Source organism: Gordonia gummivorans (assembly GCF_022513585.1).
Lineage (GTDB): Bacteria > Actinomycetota > Actinomycetes > Mycobacteriales > Mycobacteriaceae > Gordonia.
In genome coordinates this window covers 309,898-328,413 of sequence record NZ_JAKWBF010000001.1, presented here as the reverse complement: position 1 = coordinate 328,413, position 18,516 = coordinate 309,898, and the positions used below count along the sequence as shown (strand labels likewise).

Below are 18,516 nucleotides of genomic sequence, written 5' to 3'. Positions count from 1 at the left end.
ACGTGAGAAGTCCCAAGAAGCGATTCAACGATCTCTCCCCGCGGTCACAGGCACTGATTCGGATCGGCACGGTCGTACAGATCGGATTGCAGGTGGCCGCTCTGGTGGACATCGCCCGCCGCCCGGCGTCGGAGATCAACGGCGGCAAGCGCAAGTGGGTGGCGTTGAGCTTCGTGAACTTCTTCGGCCCGATTGCCTACTTCGTCACCGGCCGCAAGGCCGACTGACGCGCACGATCAACGATTTTCGACGCACGGTCAACGAGAGCGGGGCTACACCCCGATCGGGCCCGCGTCCCGCCATACCGCGACGACGGCCGGACGGGGTTGGGCGTTGCCGCCGTCGGGCCAGTTCGACGCCGGGTTGTCGGCCGAGTGGTCGTCCTCCTCGCCGGGGTGCTGCACGCACACGATGACGCGGTCGGTGCCGATGATCGGTCCGCAGGTCTCCGCGCCCTTCGGCACGGTCAGGAATTGCTTTGTCTGCCCGCGGTGTTCGCCGTCGAGTGCGACGGCGAACAGACCGTCGTTGCTGTCGAGCGCGTTGCCGTCGGTGGAGATCCAGAGGTTGCCGTGCGGGTCGAAGGCCACGTTGTCCGGGCACGAGATCGGACTGACCTGAGTCTTGTCGAAGCCGGCGAAGTAGGTGTCTGCCTCGGCCGGATCGCCGCAGACCAGCAGCAGGTCCCAGGTGAAGTCGGTGCCGGTGTGGTTGTCGGTGATCTCGATGATCTGACCGTTCTTGTTCTCGTTGCGCGGGTTTGCGGTGTCGGCGGCGGCCTCGCCGTCGGTGCCGCGCTTGGAGTTGTTGGTGAGCGCGCAGTACACCTTTCCGGTGATCGGATGCGGCTCGATGTCTTCGGGCCGATCCATCTTGGTGGCACCGGCGCGGTCGGCGGCGACCCGGGTGAACACCGCGACCTCCTCCGGCGACATCCCCTCGATGTGTGATTGGGCGCTGCCGTCGGGCCGAACGGTGAGTAGCGGCTTCCAACTGCCCGAACCGGCGAATGTGCCTGAGGGCGGTAGCTTTCCGCTGCCGTCGATGGCACCGGGGTCGTTGCCGGTGAACGTGGCGACGTACAGGGTGCCCTCGTCGAGGATTCCCGCATTGTGTGCCCGCGCGGCCTTCGACAGTCCGGTCTTCATCCGCCGCGTCGACACGAATTTGTAGATGTACTCGAACCGTTCGTCGTCGCCGCTGTAGGCGACCACGGTCCCGGCTTCCGGGCCCCTCGACACGACGTGGATGGTCGCGGACTCATGTTTGAGCCTGCCGAGGGCGCTGTGCTTGATCGGCGTCGACGCCGGGTCGTGCGGATCGACCTCGACGACGTATCCGAATCGGTTGGCCTCGTTGGGCTCCTGGGCCAGATCGAATCGCTTCTCGTATCGGCCCCACTGGTGCTCGTCGGCGTCGTCGTCGAAGCTGTAGCGATCGAGGTTCTCGCTCGCCGTCTTGTCGGTGACCTTGCTCGCGTTGGAGAAGTAGTTGTTGAAGTTCTCCTCGCCGGAGAGCATGGTGCCCCACGGGGTGAGCCCGCCGGAGCAGTTGGCGATGGTGCCGAGGATGGTGGTACCCGCGGGGTCGGCTGAAGTGCGCACGAACTCGCTGCCCGCGGCCGGGCCGGTGAGCTGGAACGGCGTCGACGCCGTGATCCGGCGGTTACGTTCTCCGACAACCGGATCGAGAGATCCTACGCCGGGCGTGGCGCTCACCTCCAGCACCGTGATGCCATGCGCGGCCATCGCGATGCGTGCCTGATCCTCGGTGGGCTGCTTGGGGACGTAGCCGGTGAACATGAACTCTTCGGAGGTGTACTCCTGGTTGCATACCAGGTAGAAGTGGTTGCTCACACCGTCGACCGGGATGAGGCCGGCGAAGTCGTTGTTGTACCCGAACTGCATTGCCTGCGCTTGCGGGGTCTGCGCACCGAAGTCGAATGCAGGCGCACCGGGCAGCACCGGATCGCCCCAGCGGATCACCACCTGCTGCCGGTATCCGTCGGGAATCACCAGTGTGTCTTCGGTATTGGGCGGCACCGCGGTGAAGTTCATGCCGGACGGCGATGCGCCGGAGTTTGGGGCGGCGGACTCCGAAGAGTCGCCACATGCGGCGAGCACCGACGAAGCGCCCACTGCAACGGCCGCACCCGCGGTCGAACGGAGCACCGTCCGTCGAGACACACCGGTACGCGCGATGTCGCGAAAGTAGTTGTTGTCGCTGCTATTTCCGGGCTCATGCCAGCAGGCGCTGCCGCACTTGTACCGGCACGTCACGCGAGCACGGGCCGACCGGCCGACCTCGGCACCACCATTGGTGAACAGTTGCAACGGAATACGCACGCGGAATCCTCCCCGATTTGCGTGGGACAGTCTCCGGGGATGTTGGAGAACCGGATTCGACGTTAGGTGCGCGAAGGAACGTCCCGGACACCCTGCGGTGAACGGAAGGCGAACAAAACGGACAAGCGGTGGCCGACAATCAGAATCGACCGCCCACTCCGATCCGACCCGAACTGCTCGAGCCACCGAAGGACCCCGGGCTCCGACCACCGGCTCCGAATCCGCCCCCGAAACCCCCGCCGAATCCGCCCCCGTAGCCGCGTCCGCGGCCGCCCATGCTGCCGCGCAGGAAGCTGTCGACGAGGATGCCGCCGAGTACCGCGCCCGCCGTCGATGCGCCATCGGAGCGGGGCGTCTGCGTGTTCTGCCAGCTCACCACGTCGCCCTGCGCGGCCATCAAAGCCTGGTCGGCGAGGGCACCCGACCGCCGGGCCGCGTCGGCCGCCGCGAGCGGATCGGTGCTCGCCGACTCCTGTGCGGTGGCCAGCAGACGCTCTGCCTCGGCGAGGCGAGTGCGCGCGGTGGACTGCACAGCTCCGCGTCGGGTCCCGATGAAGTCGGCGGCCGTCGACACCTTGGCTTGTGCGGATTCGATTGCGGCGCTGACCACTTGGGTGCGTCGAATCCGCTCGGCCGAGGCGTCGCGGGCGGCGGCAAGCGCGTCGTCGAGGTCGGCGTCGGCGTCGACGAGCGCGGTGAACACCCCCAACGGGTCGGTGTCGAAGTTGTCCCGCGCCGCCTGCAGCGCAAGCTGTGCCGCGGCCACCGCCGTCGCGAGCGCCGGTCCACCGTCGGACGTCAGGGCAGCCGCCTCGGCGAGTTCACCCTCCACCTCCGCGATGAGCGCGGGCATCCGCGAATGGGCTGCGGCGATGTTGGCGTCGGCGTGATCGATCGCGTCGAGCAGTTGGCCGGCCTGTTCGATGGCCCCTTCGGCGGACCGGATGTCGGCGACCGCCGGCCCCTGCTCACCCGCCGGCTGGGCGATGGCCGCCCGGCCCTGGTCGGCACTGGCCTCGGCGAAGGTGATCTGCTCGGCCGCCAGGTCGACGTTGTGCCGGATCGAGGCGAGGGTGTTCTCCCCATGCTTGGCGATGAGGCCGTCGAGCCGCTGACGCGATCCGTCGAGGCGCGCTTGCAGTGCGACGATCCGCTGCGTGATCTGGTCGAAGCGCGCGTCGGCGTTGATCAGGAGATTGCGCATGGCGTCGAACTCGGCGACCTGCGCGTCGAGTGCGTTGTCGACGTCGGTGCATGTGGTGATGATCTGGACCAGCATCGACCGTCGCTCGTCGGCGGTCTCGGGCACGTTGTCGTCGAGCCGCTGACGCAGAGAGAACGAATCGGCGAGGCCTTTGCGGGCTCGGTCGAGCGCGCTGGTGAACGGGGCGCACTGCGCCTCGCCGAACTCGCCGACCGCGAGCTGCAACTCCTCGGCGCTGGTGCGGATCGCGTTGTCGGTGTCGGTGAGCACCTCCCGCGACCACGGGTCGAGCACGTCGAGTGGCTGGGCGGCGAGTTGGTCGGCGGTCAGCTCGTTGTCGCGCAGATGCGACAGGTCGTCAGAGATTCGACGACGATCACGCCGTCGACGGTAGGCGAGCGCACCCCCGCCGCCCACCACCGCGGCTCCGCCCAGCGCACCCGCGATGATCCAGCCCGTGTACGACGGTTCCAACGCGGTGTCGATGCCATTGGCCGCGCCGAGACCGGCGCCCGCCCAGTCGCCGCGCTTCAGGGCGGGCACCACGTCGTCGGACGCGATGGTGTCAAGATCCGACTGGTCGAGGTTCACCGCGTTGGGATCGATGGGGAACAGGTCGTAGGACTGGTATTCGGTTGCCACCGACAACAGCACGTCGTGGTCGCCGAGCCCGCTCGATGTCGCGGTGCGGTTGCCCCACTGCTCGGGGTTGAGCCCGTTGAAGTCGCGAACGTAGACCACCCACAGCTGGACGCCCCGATCGGCATAGAGCCGGTTGATCCGCTCGTCGAGTTGTGCGCGCTGCGCCGAGGTCAGCACCCCCGCGGAGTCGACCACGTGCGTCGACATGTTCACCGGCGCCTCGGCATTCGACCGCCCGCTCCCGAGGAAGAACGCGGCGAGCAGCGCGAGCGCGACCCCCACGCCGGCAATCAGGTGCGACGACGTCCGTACGACATGCATGATCACAAACCTAGTCGGCTCTGCCAGCCGGCCGAAGCAGGATCAGTTCGCGTCGCGCCAGCGGCACACGGCGTCGAGGGTGCTGAGGTCGTAGTCGGGACCGCCGACACCGACGGTGATCAGCGTGACTCCGGCGTCGCGCAGAGCGTCCGCCTCGCGCAGGGCGGCGTCGATCGATCCGCCGCGCGCCTCGACCGCCGCCGAGTGTTCGATGGTGGCCGGGTCACGACCAACGGCCGCGCAATGCTCGTCGAGGATGGCGGACTTGCGCCGGTAGGCCTCCTCGTCGACGAAGTAGTGCCAGATGTCGGCGTGCTCGGCGACGTGGCGCAGCGTCTTCTTCTCGCCGCCACCGCCGATGAGGACGGGGATGTCGCGGGTGGGTTTCGGGTTCAGCTTGCCGAGTCGGTCGGCGATTCGTGGCAGCGCGCGCCCGAGGTCGTCGAGGCGGCTGCCCGCCGTCCCGAACTCGTACCCGTACTCGTCGTAGTCGCGCTCGAACCAACCCGAGCCGATGCCGAGGATCAGCCGCCCGTCGCTGATGTGGTCGACGGTGCGGGCCATGTCGGCCAGCAACTCCGGATTGCGGTAGGAGTTGCAGGTCACGAGCGCGCCGATCTCGACATTCGACGTCTGCTCCGCCCACGCCCCGAGCATCGTCCAGCATTCGAAGTGCGCGCCGTCGGGGTCGCCGTACAGCGGGAAGAAGTGGTCCCAGTTGAAGGCGACGTCGACGCCGGTGTCCTCGGCCCGACGCACCGCGTCGCGGATCAGCTTGTATTCGGGAGCTTGCTGGGGCTGGAGTTGGACGCCGATGCGGAGAGGAAAGTCGCGGGAGCTCATGTCGCCAGTCTGCCCGCAGATCCGCTCGGCGTCGATGTCCGATTCGTTGACCGGGGCTGTGCAGCGACTCTGGATCCGGTAGCAAGGACGCCGTGAGTGATTCACCGGTCATCCCCGAGCTCGACGCTCTCCGCAAGCGCACATCGGTCAAATGGACCGCATACCCCGACGACGTACTCCCGATGTTCATCGCGGAGATGGATTTCGAACTCGCGCCCGTCGTCGCCGACGCGATCATCGCCCAGGTGCGCGCCTCCGACCTCGGCTACGCCGGTGACTCCGGCAGCACGGGAACGACTTTCGCCGGCTTCGCCGAACGCCGGTGGGGATGGCAGGTCGATCCGGTCGACGTCTCACTGACCACCGACGTCAGCGTCGTCCTCGTCGAGGCGTTGCGAGTGGCGATCGATCCCGGCGACGGCGTGATCGTGATGCCGCCGATCTACCCGCCGTTCTTCGAGGTCGTGCCAGAGGCGGGCGGGCGCGTGGTCGAGGTGCCGCTGAGCTTCGACGGCGCGCGGTGGGCTGTGGATCTGCCCGGCATCGAGGCCGCGCTGCACGCCGGTGCCCGCGCGATCCTGCTGTGTCACCCGCACAATCCGCTCGGTCTCGTCCATTCCCCAGCGACGTTGTACCGCATTGCCGAGATCGCCGCGAAGCACGACGCGGTGGTCATCAGCGACGAGATCCACGCACCCCTGGTGCACCCGGGCATCGAGTTCGTGCCGTTCCTCGACGTCTCCGACACCGCCCGCCGTGTCGGGATCGCGGCGCACTCGGCAAGCAAGGCGTTCAACATCGCCGGAGTCAAATGCGCGATGTCGGTGGTCGCATCCGACGAGATGCGCGCCCTGATCGCCCGGCAACCCGAGGAAGTTCGTTATCGCACAAGCATTCTGGGCCGAGCTGCAACCGATGCCGCGTTCTCGTCCGGCGATCGCTGGCTCGACGACACCATCACCCGCATCGTCGACAACGTTGATCTGCTCGAGGAACTCCTGGCCGACCAGATGCCCGGCGTCGTGCTGCATCGACCGTCTGCGTCGTATCTGGCGTGGCTCGACTTCCGTGCCACCGGACTCGGCGACGACCCGGCCGAACCGATCCTCGAGCGCGGTCGCGTCGCGCTACATCGCGGGCCCGCATTCGGTGATGCCGGAAAGGGGTTCGCACGACTCAACATCGGGTGCTCGCCGGAGATGCTGCGCGCCGCGATCGCCCGGATGGCCAGCGTCCTCTGATCTGAAGTCGCGCCGGCGCACCCACAGGCGCTCGCGTTTCTCTCATCCGCTCGCAATGCATCACGCGCAGATGGGAGACACGCGAGCAGATCTCAGCGGTCGATGCGCACCTGCGGTTTCTGCGACCAGTTCTTGCCATCCTCGCAACCACTATCGATCTGCCAGAGATTCCGTGACACAGTCGAATTCATGAGCACACCGCAAACCGATGACCACAGCGCTGCCGAATGGGATGCGCGTTACCGCAACGCCGACCGTCTATGGACCGCCGACGTCAACCCGGCGCTCATCGCCGAGGCCGCTGATCTACCTGCCGGCACTGCACTCGACGTCGGATCCGGCGAGGGTGCCGACGCCCGCTGGCTCGCCGATCGCGGCTGGCAGGTCACCGCGCTCGACATCTCGCAGGTGGCCATCGACCGTGCCCTGGAGATCTATCCGCGTCCGGCGATCACCTGGATTCAGGCCGACCTCCGCACCGATGATGTCCCCGGCGTCGACTTCGGACTGGTTGCGCTGCACTACTTTCCGATCACCGCCGAGAATGCCCATGTGGCCCGCAAGCTGGTCGCCGCGGTGGGTGTCGGCGGCACGCTCCTGGTGGTCGCCCACGCACCCGACGGCGTCCGTGCCCACGGATACAACCCCGACGAGTATGTGCAGCCCGCCGACTTCCGGAAGCTGCTCGATGAAGGGTGGGAGGTGCTCGTCGACGAGACCCGCGAGCGTGGTCGAGCAGCCGGCGGCGGTCACCACACCCATGACGTGGTGCTCCGCGCGCGTCGCACGGCATAGACGTCTGTCGTAGGGCCGTGCGAACATATGTTCTATGCGAATCGAGCGTAAGTCCCGGGACGACGCCTCGATCCTGCATGCCGATCTCGACTCCTTCTACGCATCCGTGGAGCAGCGCGACGACCCGGCTCTCCGCGGTAAGCCTGTCATCGTGGGCGGGGGAGTGGTGCTCGCCGCGAGCTATGAGGCCAAGGCCTTCGGTGTCCGCACGCCAATGCCCGGCCACGAAGCGCGGGCGCTGTGCCCGAAGGCAATCGTCGTACGCCCCCGGTTCGACGCCTACATGGATGCCAGCAAGGCGGTCTTCGAGATCTTCCGCGACACGACGCCCGTGGTCGAGGGCATCTCGGTCGACGAGGCATTCCTCGACGTCGGTGGCCTGAAGCGGATCAGCGGCACCCCCGACCAGATCGGAGCCGAACTGCGTCGTCGCATCCGGGACGAGGTCGGGCTGCCGATCACCGTCGGAGGTGCGCGGTCGAAGTTTCTCGCCAAGGTGGCCAGTGCGGTGGGCAAACCCGACGGCCTGCTGATCGTCGAACCCGGTACCGAGCTGTCGTTTCTGCATCCGCTGCCGGTGCGTCGGCTGTGGGGTGTCGGGCCGGTGACCGAGGCCAAGCTGCACGACGCGGGGGTCACGACGGTCGGCGAGATCGCGGGCCTCGGCGAGCGTGCGCTGCGGTCGATTGTCGGGCCTGGCGCCGGGCGCCATCTGTTCGCGCTGTCGTTGGCGCAGGATCCGCGTCGCGTGGAGACCGGGAAACGACGCAGTTCCATCGGGTCGCAACGCGCCCTCGGTCGTCGACCCAAGTCGGAATCCGATCTCGAGGCGACCATCGTCGCCATCGTCGAGCGTCTCGGCAAACGGTTGCGTACGGCCGAAAGGGTGTGTCGCACTGTTGTTCTACGGCTCCGATTCGACGACTTCGCCCGCGCCACCCGGTCGCGCACCCTCATCGAGGCCACCGATCGCACCGACGTCATCATGGTCGCCGCGCGTGGCCTGCTCGCCGACGCGATGCCGCTCATCCGCGACCGCGGCTGCACCCTGGTGGGCCTTTCGCTGACCAACCTCGACGATCACGACAGCATCCAACTCACCCTGCCATTCGAGCCGGATCATGGTGAGGCGCTCGACAATACGATGGATCAGCTTCGGGACAGGTTCGGTCGCGACTCGGTCACCCGGGCCGTCCTCATCGGCCGAAACCACGGTGACGATGCACCGATGCTGCCCGACTGATCCGAAGAGCTTGGTGACCAGTTCTCTGGGCTGCGGAAATCTGTACGTGGCAGGCCAGCCACGTGCACAGTGCGATTGGTTGGGCTGCGGCGTACAGAGATCCGACGGGGGGTGGCGGTGGTGCCCACGCTTCCCGCGTCGAATGGCGAGCGAAAAGCGCAAAACGCGTCTATCGCACGCAAGCGTGACTGTGACGTGGATTACCCGTTGACTTCGATGTCAACGGCCTCACACGGCCGTTCCCCACAACTCACAGCCAGAATCGAGCACGACAATGTTGGTAGCACTCGGTCTCCTGATGGTGGCCACCTTCATGGTCCTCATCATCACCAAACGGGCCACCCCGGTGGTTGCGCTGATCCTCGTTCCGGTCGCGTTCGGCCTCTTCGCCGGCGCCGGTCTCAGCATCAGCGACATGATCAAGGACGGAATCGGAGATCTCGCGCCCACCGCGGCGATGCTGTTCTTCGCGATCATCTACTTCGGCATCATGATCGACGTCGGGTTGTTCGACCCGATCGTCCGCGGCGTGGTCCGCATGGTGCGCAACGACCCAGCCCGGCTCGTCGTCGGCACCGCGGTCCTCGCGATGGTCGTCTCCCTCGACGGTGACGGCTCGACCACGTTCATCATCACCACGGCGGCCCTGCTCCCGCTGTACCTGAAGCTCGGCGTCAGCCCCGTGGTCCTCACCGTCACGGCCGGTCTGGCCAACGGCACGATGAACATCCTGCCGTGGGGCGGCCCGACCGCCCGCGCCGCCAGTGCCCTCAACATCGACACCAACGACGTCTTCATCCCGATGCTGCCCGCGCTGGGTGCCGCGCTCGTCGTCGTGCTGCTGTTCAGCTATCACCTCGGGGTGCTGGAGCGTCGTCGCATCGGCAAGATCGAGATCCGCGAATCCATCCTCGCCCCGCAGCGCGACGAGGTGCTCGTCGGAGCCGGCGGGTCCGGCACCACACCCCCGAACTCGGGTCGACGCAGCCGCCCGATCGGCGGAACCGGCGACGCCCCCGATGCCGACGATGCTCCCGCGACTCGCGACCTGCATATCGAGGAATACAATGACGACGGCGAGACCACCTTCACCGGTGTCCTCGATCCCAACCGAAAGACCCTGCGGCCCAAGCTGTTCTGGATCAACGCCGGACTCACCGTCGCCCTGCTGGCGATCCTCGGCATGGACGTCGTCGCCATCCCGGTCCTGTTCATGATCTTCGCCGGCATCGCCCTCGCAGTGAACTTCCCGCACGTGAAGGATCAGCAGGAGGCCATCACGCGGCACAGCTCGAGCATCGTGTCGGTGGTCGCGATGGTGTTGGCCGCGGCGGTCCTCACCGGTGTGTTCAACGGGACGGGCATGGTCGACGCGATCGCGCACTGGCTCGCCGACGGCATCCCCGCCTGGATGGGTCCGCACATGGCCATCGTCGTCGGAGTTCTGTCCATCCCGCTCACCTTCCTGATGAGCAACGACGCCTTCTACTACGGCGTGCTGCCGGTCCTCTCGGAGACCGCGACGAAGTACGGCATCGATCCCACCGAGATGGCCCGCGCCTCCATCACCGGGCAGCCCGTGCACATGCAGAGTCCGCTGGTCCCCGCCATCCTGCTGCTGGTCGCACTGGCCGGCGTCACGCTCGCCGACCACCACAAGAAGGTGCTCTGGCGGGCCACGGCGGTGTCGCTCGTGATGCTCGTCGTCGGAACGCTGGTCGGAGCGATCCCGTTCTGAGCACCGCCTCGCTCCCTGAGGTGCGAGCGGAGCGAGCCTCGAAGGGCCCGTCGACCCGGTCCAACCGACCGGGTCGGCGGGCCGTTGCGTCCTAATCTGAGATCCATGCGATTGCGGACGCAGGTGCTGGTGCTGCAACTCGCGGTGATCGCGGTCAGTCTCGCCGTCGGCTTCGGGTGGGTCGTCGTCGGAGCCGACGACCGGGTCCGCGACGAGTACGCACAACGCGCCCTCGCGATCGCCGAGTCCGTCGCCAGCGATCCCCAGGTCCGGGCCGATGTCGCATCCACTCAAGGAACCGGTCTCGACGCGGCAGCACTCGCCGCCGGACCGGTGCAGACCGAGGCCAACGCCGTCCGGGACCGCACGGGTGCGCTGTTCGTGGTGATCGCCAACCGGGATCGCGTTCGCCTGGCCCACCCGGAGGCCGCCGAGGTGGGCAAACCGGTGTCGACGGATCCGTCGAAGGCGCTGAGCGGTCAGGTCGACATCACCACCGACCGCGGCACCCTCGGCGAATCCGTCCGCGCCAAGGTGCCGATCTACGGGCCCGACGGGTCGGTGGTCGGGCTGGTCAGCGTCGGCGTGTCCACCGAGAGCCTCACCGCCGACACCCGACGTGACGTCGTGGCGACCGCCCTCATCGCGGCGGTTGCGCTGGGCATCGGCGCCATCGGGTCGATCCTGCTGGCCCGACGCTGGCGCCGGCTCACCCTCGGTCTGGAGCCCGACGAACTCACCGCCCTCGTCCGCGAACAGACCGCGGTGCTGCATTCGATGGCCGATGGTGTGCTCGCCGTCGACAGCACCGGTGTCGCGCGCGTCATCAACGACAAGGCGCGAGCGCTCCTCGACATCGACGCCCCGATCGGAACCGCAGCCGACGAACTCGGGTTGACCCCCCGAGTGCGCGCCGTGCTCGACGAGCCGACCGCCGACCCGGTGGCCGCAAGTGTCGGCGATCGCATCGTGCTGGTGAGTTCGCGCCGCGTCCAGGCCGACGGCCGTGACCTGGGCATGGTGCTCTCGGTGATCGACCGCACCGACGTGGAGACCCTCAGCCGCGAGGTTGACTCCATCCGATCGATGAGCTCGGCCCTGCGCGCTCAGCGGCACGAAACCGCGAACCGCATGCACGTCCTGGCGGGGCTGTTGCGGCACGGACACACCGAGGAGGCGCAGGCGTACCTCGACGAGATCACCGGCGCCACCAGCACCACACACCTTGCGGGACTCGACAACGTGCAAGAAGCGCATCTGCACGCCTTCCTGGACGCCAAGACGTCGCAGGCCCGCGAACGCCGGGTGACGCTCCGACTCGGCGACCAGACGTGGGTCGACGGAACACTCACCGAACCCGTCGTGGTCACCACCGTGCTCGGCAACCTCATCGACAATGCCTTGGATGCGGCGTCCGAGGACAACGGTGAGGGCGTTGTCGAGGTCGACGTCATCGGCGACGGCAACGCGCTGGTCATCGCGGTCGCCGATTCGGGGTCGGGTATCGAGTTCGACACCCCGGACGAGGTGTTCGCCGAAGGTGCCACCACCAAACCCGGCGACGGCGTACCCGGTGGCCGCGGTATGGGACTCGCGCTGACCCGGCAACTCGCGCGCCGTATCGGCGGCGACGTGTGGATCGCGGACCCGGGCGGCGAACGTCGCGCACCCAGCTCGCTCGGCGGAGCCGTGTTCGTCGCGCATCTGCCGTGCGTTCTGGAGACAGGGAGTCAGGAGAGCCATGAGTGAGGACCTGACCGTGCTGATCGTCGACGACGACTTCCGGGTCGCCGCGCTCCACACCGCCATCGTCGACGCGGTGCGCGGCTTTCGGGTGGTGGCGCGCGCGGGATCGGTTGCGGCGGCGCGTGCCGCGATCGCCGACCACCCCGACATCGACCTCGCGCTCCTCGATGTCTACCTCCCGGATGGATCGGGTATCGACCTGGTCGGCGAACTCCCCTGTGACAGCTTTGTAGTGGGTGCGGAGACCGAGGCGACCGCCGTGCGCACCGCCATGCGATCGGGCGCGCTGGCCTACCTGATCAAACCGTTCGACGACGCCGAACTCGCGCGCCGGCTCGCCGGGTACGCGCAGTACCGCCGAGTTCTCGACGCCGACAACGTCGATCAGCGGGCCGTCGACGCCGCGCTGTCGGCGCTGCGCTTCGGCACCCGCCCCGCCGACCGCGACGACGGCGGTTCGCCCACCGAGAAGCGCATCCTCGAACTCTTCGCCGACGCCGACGGACCACTGTTCGCCGACGATGTCTCGACCGCCATCGGCGTCGCCGCACCGACCGCCCGCCGGCATCTCGCCAACCTGGTCACCGCCGGCCGCCTCACCATGACCCTGCGCTACGGCTCCACCGGCCGACCGCGCCAGGAGTACCGCCTCGCCCTCTGACTCCAACCGTGGGACGAACGCTGAACCCACACCCTGCCGACCCCGCTCGAGGTCGATCCCACCGCTCCCGGTCGATCCCCCCGCTCCCTGAGGTGCTCGAGGCGCTAGCCGAGAGCCTCGAAGGGCTGGTGAGACCACGAAATTCAGCGACCAAGGACGACGGGTCACCAGCCCCTTCGATGCTCGCAAGCTCGCACCTCAGGCAGCGTAGGGTAGCTCCGTTTCCACGGATCCAGGCTCAGGTAGCGGAACTTCGGCCCAGAAAGACCCCAGGATCAGGGACCAGCGGAAGAGACCAGCTGGTCGAGCTCGCAGTCGGGCACGTGTATCCAGCCCTCGCGCATCGCGGTGTCGCGAACGTCGTCGGGCGGTGCAGGGGTCAGTCCGAGATCTGCCGTTCGCGCGATCAGCGCGGTGATCACGGCGTCGAAGGCGTCGTCGTCGGCGATCATGGCATCCGCGTGGCTGTTGAGATCGAGCCAGGGCGCCGCCTGACCGAGCTGCTCGACCATCACTTCGCGCGCAGATACATTCGCGGCGGTCTTGTAGCCGCGTGACTGCAGACCCCAACGTCGTAGCGCTGCAGCGGGGTACGCTTCGATCGCCCAGCCCGACGCGCGGTCGGTGATGCCGAGATCGGCCAGCAGGCCGGCACACCGGAACGCGACGTGGGCGATGTTGTCGGCCGACACCGAAAGCGGGCGTCGACCGCCGGCGAGTGCGGCCACGTAGAGGTCGGTCGTTCGGTAGGCCAACGGGCGCCGACGCGAGACGTCGTCGAGGCCGCTCCCCGCCGACAACTCGCCTCGATGTTGCGCCACAACGAAATCCACGAAGTCGTCGGGCCAGCCGAACGGCGAGTCAATACCTACGCGGGCTGCCCCCGCGACCATCGTGTGGATCCGTGCATCGTCGGCCGGCATCACGAGCTCTGTCACCCGAGCCGAGCCGGATCGCCACTCGATCACCGCGACAGCGGTTTTCACCGGCGACGCTGCCAGATCGACGCCCACGGTGTACGTCAGAAGGAGCCCTCCAGGAACTCGGCGTAGGCGGGAAGGTCGAGCTGCCCGTGCCCGGACAGACCGATCACGACCACCTGCTCGGTGTCGTTGTCGGCGACGTGCGCAGCACAGGCGGCGATGGCGTGGGTCGATTCCGGTGCCGGCACGATGCCCTGCGTGCGGGCGAACTGGACGCCGGCGGAGAAGGCGTCGTGCTGGCTGATCGCCACCCCTTCCACGAGGCCGAGCTCGACGGTGTGACTCAGGGCGGGGGCCATCCCGTGATAGCGCAGACCACCCGCGTGGATCGGGTCCGGGACGAAATCCATTCCGAGCGTGTGCATCTTGAGCAGCGGGGTGAGCCCGGCCACGTCACCATGGTCGTAGCGGTACTCGCCCTGTGTGATCGAGGGACATGCAGCCGGCTCGGCCGCCACCACACGGGGGTTGGACCGACCGTGCAGCTTCTCCCGCAGGAACGGGAACGACAACCCACCGAGATTGGAACCGCCTCCGGCACAGCCGAAGACGACGTCGGCGCCGTCGGGCTCGACGGCCGCGAGCTGCTCGACCGCCTCCTGACCGATCACACTCTGATGCAGCACAACGTGATTGAGCACGCTGCCGAGCGCATACCGGGTGTCGGGGTTCTGCGCGGCCACCTCGACCGCCTCGCTGACGGCCATACCCAGGCTGCCCGTCGTGTTCGGGTCCTTGGCCAGCATCGCGCGGCCGGATTCGGTGAGATCGGACGGACTCGGGTGGATGGTGCCGCCGTAGGTGCGGATGAGGTAGCCGCGGTAGGGCTTGGAATCGTAGGAGGCACGCACCTGCCACACCTCGACGTCGATCCCGAACTGCGCCCCGGCAAACGCCAGTGCGCTGCCCCATTGTCCCGCACCGGTTTCCGTCGTCAGCTTGGTGACGCCGTCGACGCTGTTGTAATACGCCTGGGCCACTGCCGAATTCGTCTTGTGACTGCCGACGGGGCTCACGCCCTCGTACTTGACGTAGATGCGCGCCTTGGTGTTGAGCGCCTGCTCGAACTTGCGTGCTCGGAACAGCGGCGAAGGACGCCACATCCGGTAGATGTCACGGACCGGTTCGGGGATCTCGATGTAGGCGTCGGTGGACACCTCCTGCGCGATCAGTCCACTCGGGAACAAGGCCGCGAGGTCGTCGGGCCCCACCGGCTCCTTGGTTCCCGGATGCAGATGCGGTGGGATCGGAGAATCGAGTTCGGCAGCCAGGTTGTACCAGTGCGTAGGAACATCGACGGTGATCAGATCCGGATTGCTGGCGTCCACGTGCATCGTCATGCGATTCACTGTAGTGCGCCGGGGTTGAACGATCCCTTGATTCGCGTGTCCGCTGCACGGTCAACGGATTGCGACGCACGATGAACGATTTGGGACGCACGGTCAACGATGTGCGTCAGAACTCGAGCCGCATCAGTACCCGCGGGAATCCGTTGAGCACGGAATCGGTCTGCGCTGCCAATTCGAACCCGGCATCTTCGAACAGCTTCCGGGTGCCGGCGTAGGCCATCGTGAGGTCGACCTTCTCGCCGCGGTTGTCCACCGGATACCCCTCGACCGCCGGTGCGCCGTGCTCGCGTGCGAACTCGACCGCACCGGCCAGCAACGGGTGCGAGATCCCTTGTTTGCGATGCCCGGGCCGCACGCGCAGGCACCAGATCGACCACACGTCGAGGTCGTCGACGTGCGGGATCTTCCGGTTGCCCGCGAAGGTGGTGTCGGCGCGCGGTGCCACCGCGGCCCACCCCACCACGTCGTCACCGTCGTAGGCGAGCACACCGGGCGCCACCGTTCGTCGGCACAGCTTGCGGACGTATTCACCACGGGCTTCACGGGCGAGTTCCTGGTTCAACTTGTTGGGAATCCGATAGCTGAGGCACCAGCAGACGTTGGCGTCGGGCCGCTTGGGCCCGACCATCGTGCGCACATCGGCGAACCGCGACGCCGGTCGTATGTCGAAGGCCATGTCACTACCCTCACGGACGGGCGGTGCACTCGCAACCGTGTCCAAGCATCCTCACGACCTTGTGGTTTTCTGAATCTGAATCTAGCATCAGAAAAGTTGATCGGTACCGAGAGTCTGACCCGAAGGAGACGTAGAAGATGGCGATGATGACCAGGGAGGATTACCTCGCGTCCCTCGACGACGGTCGCCGGATCTTCGCGGAGGGCGAAGAGGTCAAGCAACTGGCCGATCATCCGCAGTTCGCGACGGCGATCGAACTCGTCGGCGACGGCTATGAGCAGAACTACCGGCCGGGCGACGACGCCAGCGGACAGTACTTCCAGATCCCGAAGAGCACCGCGGATCTGAAGGAGATCCTGACCGAACTCCTGCACTGGGACATGGTCACCGTGACCACCAGCCAGGGCCTGCTCGCACTACTGACCGCGGCCGCGCGGATGCGTGCCGACAACCCGGCGCTCTCCCAGCGCATCGAGGAGTACTTCGAGTACTGCCGCCGCAACGACCTCCGTTGCGTGCAGGCGATCACCGACGCGAAGGGCGACCGCAAACTTCCACCCGGAGCGCAGGACGACCCCGACGTCTACACCCGCGTCGTCGAACGCCGCCCCGACGGCATCGTGATCCGAGGGGCCAAACTCCACATCTCGTCGGCCGCCATCAGCCACGAGCTGGTGGTGATGCCGACCAAGAACATGAAGCCCGGCGAGGAGGACTACGCGGTCGCGTGCGCGGTTCCGGTCAACGCGCCCGGCGTCCGGATCGTCAACACCAGCTACGCACCGCGCGAGCGCGAGGGTGATTTCCCGGTGAGCTCCAAGCACAACATGCCGGAGGGCTTCATCATCTTCGACGACGTGTTCGTGCCCAACGAGCGTGTGTTCCTCGACGGCCAGATCGCCCACTCGGCGACCTTCGCGCACGCGCTTGGGCTGTGGGAACGGCTCGGCGGCACCGCGCACATGTCCGAATTCGCCGACCAGCTGGTCGGATTGGCGCAACTCATCGCCGAGGCCAACGGCACCGAGAAGATCAATCACATCCGGGAGAAGATCGCCGAGATGGTGATCTACGCGACGATGGTGCGGTCGGGTCTCGAGGCGGCCATCGCCAATTCCGAGGAGAGTCCGGAGGGCTGGTACTTCCCCAGCGAGTTGTACACGAATGCCGCAAAGCACTACGCCGCAGCCGATTACAGCCTGATGGTGCGCCATCTCCATGACATCGGCGGCGGGTCGATTCTCACCGCGCCGTCGGTGGCCGACCTGGAGAACGACGAGGTCGGGCCGCTGATCAAGAAATACATGCGGACCAAGGACGGCATCGACGGCGAGTACCGCACGCGGCTGTTCCACGCGATCCGCGACTTCACCGCCGACGCCTACGGTGGCTGGCAACTGGTCACCATGCTTGCGTCCGGTGGCGGTCTCTATGCGCAACGTCTCGTGGCGCGCAAGCACTACGACATGGACAAGGCCAAGCGACTGGCACTTGAACTCGCGGGCCTGGCATGACCGTTGAGACCGTCGAGGTGCCGGGGGATCTCGGGGCCTTCGCCGAGTACGTCCGAACCCGGGTCGGAACTTTCGTCAACGAATTCGATTCGACGACAGAGGATTCCGTCGACTCCAGCGACCGCATCGCGGCGGTCGAGGAGTTGCGGGACGGGCACGATGCTGCGGTCGCGACGCAGCGCCGGCTGCAGCGGGCACTCTTCGACGCCGGAATCGCCTGGCCCAGTGGACCCCTCGACCTCGGCGGTCTCGGTCTGACCTTCGCCCACGACACCGTCCTGGACACGGTGCTCGACGAGCTCGGCTTGCCTTCCCGAGAAGCTCTGTTCGTCGGATTGAACATCGTCGCACCCGCTGTGGTGCATCATGCGTCAGCCGACCTGCGGAGTAGCGTCGTGACCGGTCTCTACCGTGGCGACCTGATCGGATGCCAGTTGTTCAGCGAACCCGGCGCCGGCTCCGATCTGGCCGGCGTGAGCACCAAGGCGGTACGCGACGGTGACGACTGGGTGCTGACCGGCCAGAAGGTGTGGACCTCGATGGGTCATCTCGCCGACGTCGGGGAGGCGCTGGTCCGGACCGATCCGAATGCCCCCAAACACGCTGGGCTGACGATGTTTCTGGTCGACATGCACGCGCCCGGCGTCACCGTACGACCGATCCGGCAGATGACCGGCGGCGCGGCCTTCAACGAGGTGTTCCTCGACGAGGTGCGGGTTCCCGACTCCCATCGGATCGGCGGGATCGGGGACGGCTGGACGGTGGCCTCCACCAGCCTCGGCAACGAGCGCAGCACCATGAGCGGTGCCGCAGGGCCGCTGACGCCGTACGTCATGGAGCGCGTCGTCGGGCTGGTGCGCCGGCTCGAGGCGGAGGCAGATCCGTTGCTGCGACCGCAGATCGCTCGAACCGTTGCGGCCGTGGCCGCGATGCGCGCCGCGTCGGGACTGTCCGCCGGATCGTGGTCGCACCGCATGGAGCCGGTCGCGGGGTCGGTGCTCAAGATGCTGATGGCTACGGCCGCCGACGAGATCTCCGCGCTGGCCGCGGCGGTCCTCGGCGAACGCGCCTTTGTCGATCACGGCGAGAAGGATGCGTTCGCGTGGTCGGAGTTCGTGTTGGGTGTGCCGGCACTGCATCTGGCCGGCGGCACCGACGAGATCCAATACAACGTAATCGCTCAACGCGGACTTGGGCTTCCGCGAAGATAGTCCT

15 protein-coding genes are annotated in these 18,516 nt (G+C 67.2%); 9 read left to right on the top strand and 6 right to left on the bottom strand.

The window, feature by feature from the left end; all coding sequences use genetic code 11:
* Positions 1 to 2: 2 nt before the first annotated feature.
* The gene (locus tag MKW15_RS01470; RefSeq protein ID WP_240855382.1) at positions 3 to 227 is read left to right on the top strand and encodes a PLD nuclease N-terminal domain-containing protein; all 225 of its coding nucleotides are present in this window, start codon (positions 3 to 5) and stop codon (positions 225 to 227) included.
* 45 nt (positions 228 to 272) lie between these two features.
* Here MKW15_RS01470 and MKW15_RS01465 read toward each other — a convergent pair whose 3' ends face one another.
* The 3 genes from MKW15_RS01465 to MKW15_RS01455 form a co-directional block, all read right to left on the bottom strand.
* Positions 273 to 2,345, bottom strand: coding sequence for a PhoX family protein (locus MKW15_RS01465; protein ID WP_240855381.1), 2,073 nt, complete (start codon positions 2,343 to 2,345; stop codon positions 273 to 275).
* A 139-nt stretch (positions 2,346 to 2,484) separates the two neighbouring features.
* Positions 2,485 to 4,512 (bottom strand): TPM domain-containing protein, encoded by a 2,028-nt coding sequence (locus tag MKW15_RS01460; RefSeq protein ID WP_240855380.1) that lies wholly within the window; start codon positions 4,510 to 4,512, stop codon positions 2,485 to 2,487.
* 42 nt (positions 4,513 to 4,554) lie between these two features.
* A complete protein-coding gene (locus tag MKW15_RS01455; RefSeq protein ID WP_240855378.1) occupies positions 4,555 to 5,355 on the bottom strand; it encodes an LLM class F420-dependent oxidoreductase in 801 nt (266 codons plus the stop codon).
* Between the two features lie 92 nt (positions 5,356 to 5,447).
* Between MKW15_RS01455 and MKW15_RS01450 the strand changes: the two genes are divergently transcribed.
* The 6 genes from MKW15_RS01450 to MKW15_RS01425 all read left to right on the top strand — a co-directional run bounded on the left by MKW15_RS01450 (position 5,448) and on the right by MKW15_RS01425 (position 12,779).
* Positions 5,448 to 6,596 (top strand): MalY/PatB family protein, encoded by a 1,149-nt coding sequence (locus MKW15_RS01450; protein ID WP_240855377.1) that lies wholly within the window; start codon positions 5,448 to 5,450, stop codon positions 6,594 to 6,596.
* 189 nt (positions 6,597 to 6,785) lie between these two features.
* Complete coding sequence (locus tag MKW15_RS01445; RefSeq protein ID WP_240855375.1) at positions 6,786 to 7,391, top strand: class I SAM-dependent methyltransferase; 606 nt, start codon at positions 6,786 to 6,788, stop codon at positions 7,389 to 7,391.
* Positions 7,392 to 7,425: 34 nt separating this feature from the next.
* On the top strand, positions 7,426 to 8,634 hold the full coding sequence (gene dinB / locus MKW15_RS01440) for a DNA polymerase IV (RefSeq protein WP_240855374.1): 1,209 nt from the start codon (positions 7,426 to 7,428) through the stop codon (positions 8,632 to 8,634).
* A gap of 274 nt (positions 8,635 to 8,908) precedes the next feature.
* Positions 8,909 to 10,372: a CitMHS family transporter gene (locus MKW15_RS01435; protein WP_240855370.1), complete on the top strand. Its 1,464-nt coding sequence runs from the start codon at positions 8,909 to 8,911 to the stop codon at positions 10,370 to 10,372.
* Between the two features lie 105 nt (positions 10,373 to 10,477).
* The gene (locus MKW15_RS01430; protein ID WP_240855367.1) at positions 10,478 to 12,121 is read left to right on the top strand and encodes a sensor histidine kinase; all 1,644 of its coding nucleotides are present in this window, start codon (positions 10,478 to 10,480) and stop codon (positions 12,119 to 12,121) included.
* Positions 12,114 to 12,779 carry a response regulator gene (locus MKW15_RS01425; protein WP_240855366.1) on the top strand — a complete coding sequence of 222 codons (666 nt, stop codon included), beginning with the start codon at positions 12,114 to 12,116 and terminating at the stop codon, positions 12,777 to 12,779. The genes MKW15_RS01430 and MKW15_RS01425 overlap by 8 nt, the downstream gene beginning before the upstream one ends.
* A 275-nt stretch (positions 12,780 to 13,054) precedes the next feature.
* Here the strand turns inward: MKW15_RS01425 and MKW15_RS01420 are convergent, their stop codons facing one another.
* The 3 genes from MKW15_RS01420 to MKW15_RS01410 all read right to left on the bottom strand — a co-directional run bounded on the left by MKW15_RS01420 (position 13,055) and on the right by MKW15_RS01410 (position 15,787).
* Complete coding sequence (locus MKW15_RS01420; protein WP_240855570.1) at positions 13,055 to 13,804, bottom strand: DUF429 domain-containing protein; 750 nt, start codon at positions 13,802 to 13,804, stop codon at positions 13,055 to 13,057.
* The gene (locus MKW15_RS01415; protein ID WP_240855364.1) at positions 13,801 to 15,102 is read right to left on the bottom strand and encodes a TrpB-like pyridoxal phosphate-dependent enzyme; all 1,302 of its coding nucleotides are present in this window, start codon (positions 15,100 to 15,102) and stop codon (positions 13,801 to 13,803) included. The genes MKW15_RS01420 and MKW15_RS01415 overlap by 4 nt, the downstream gene beginning before the upstream one ends.
* 115 nt (positions 15,103 to 15,217) lie before the next feature.
* Complete coding sequence (locus MKW15_RS01410) at positions 15,218 to 15,787, bottom strand: GNAT family N-acetyltransferase (protein ID WP_240855361.1); 570 nt, start codon at positions 15,785 to 15,787, stop codon at positions 15,218 to 15,220.
* 137 nt (positions 15,788 to 15,924) lie between these two features.
* Here MKW15_RS01410 and MKW15_RS01405 point away from each other — a divergent pair, with 137 nt between their 5' ends.
* Positions 15,925 to 17,301, top strand: a complete 1,377-nt coding sequence (locus MKW15_RS01405; protein ID WP_240855359.1) for a 4-hydroxyphenylacetate 3-hydroxylase N-terminal domain-containing protein — start codon at positions 15,925 to 15,927, stop codon at positions 17,299 to 17,301.
* On the top strand, positions 17,298 to 18,512 hold the full coding sequence (locus MKW15_RS01400) for an acyl-CoA dehydrogenase family protein (RefSeq protein ID WP_240855357.1): 1,215 nt from the start codon (positions 17,298 to 17,300) through the stop codon (positions 18,510 to 18,512). Before MKW15_RS01405 ends, MKW15_RS01400 begins: the two co-directional genes overlap by 4 nt.
* Positions 18,513 to 18,516 lie beyond the last annotated feature (4 nt).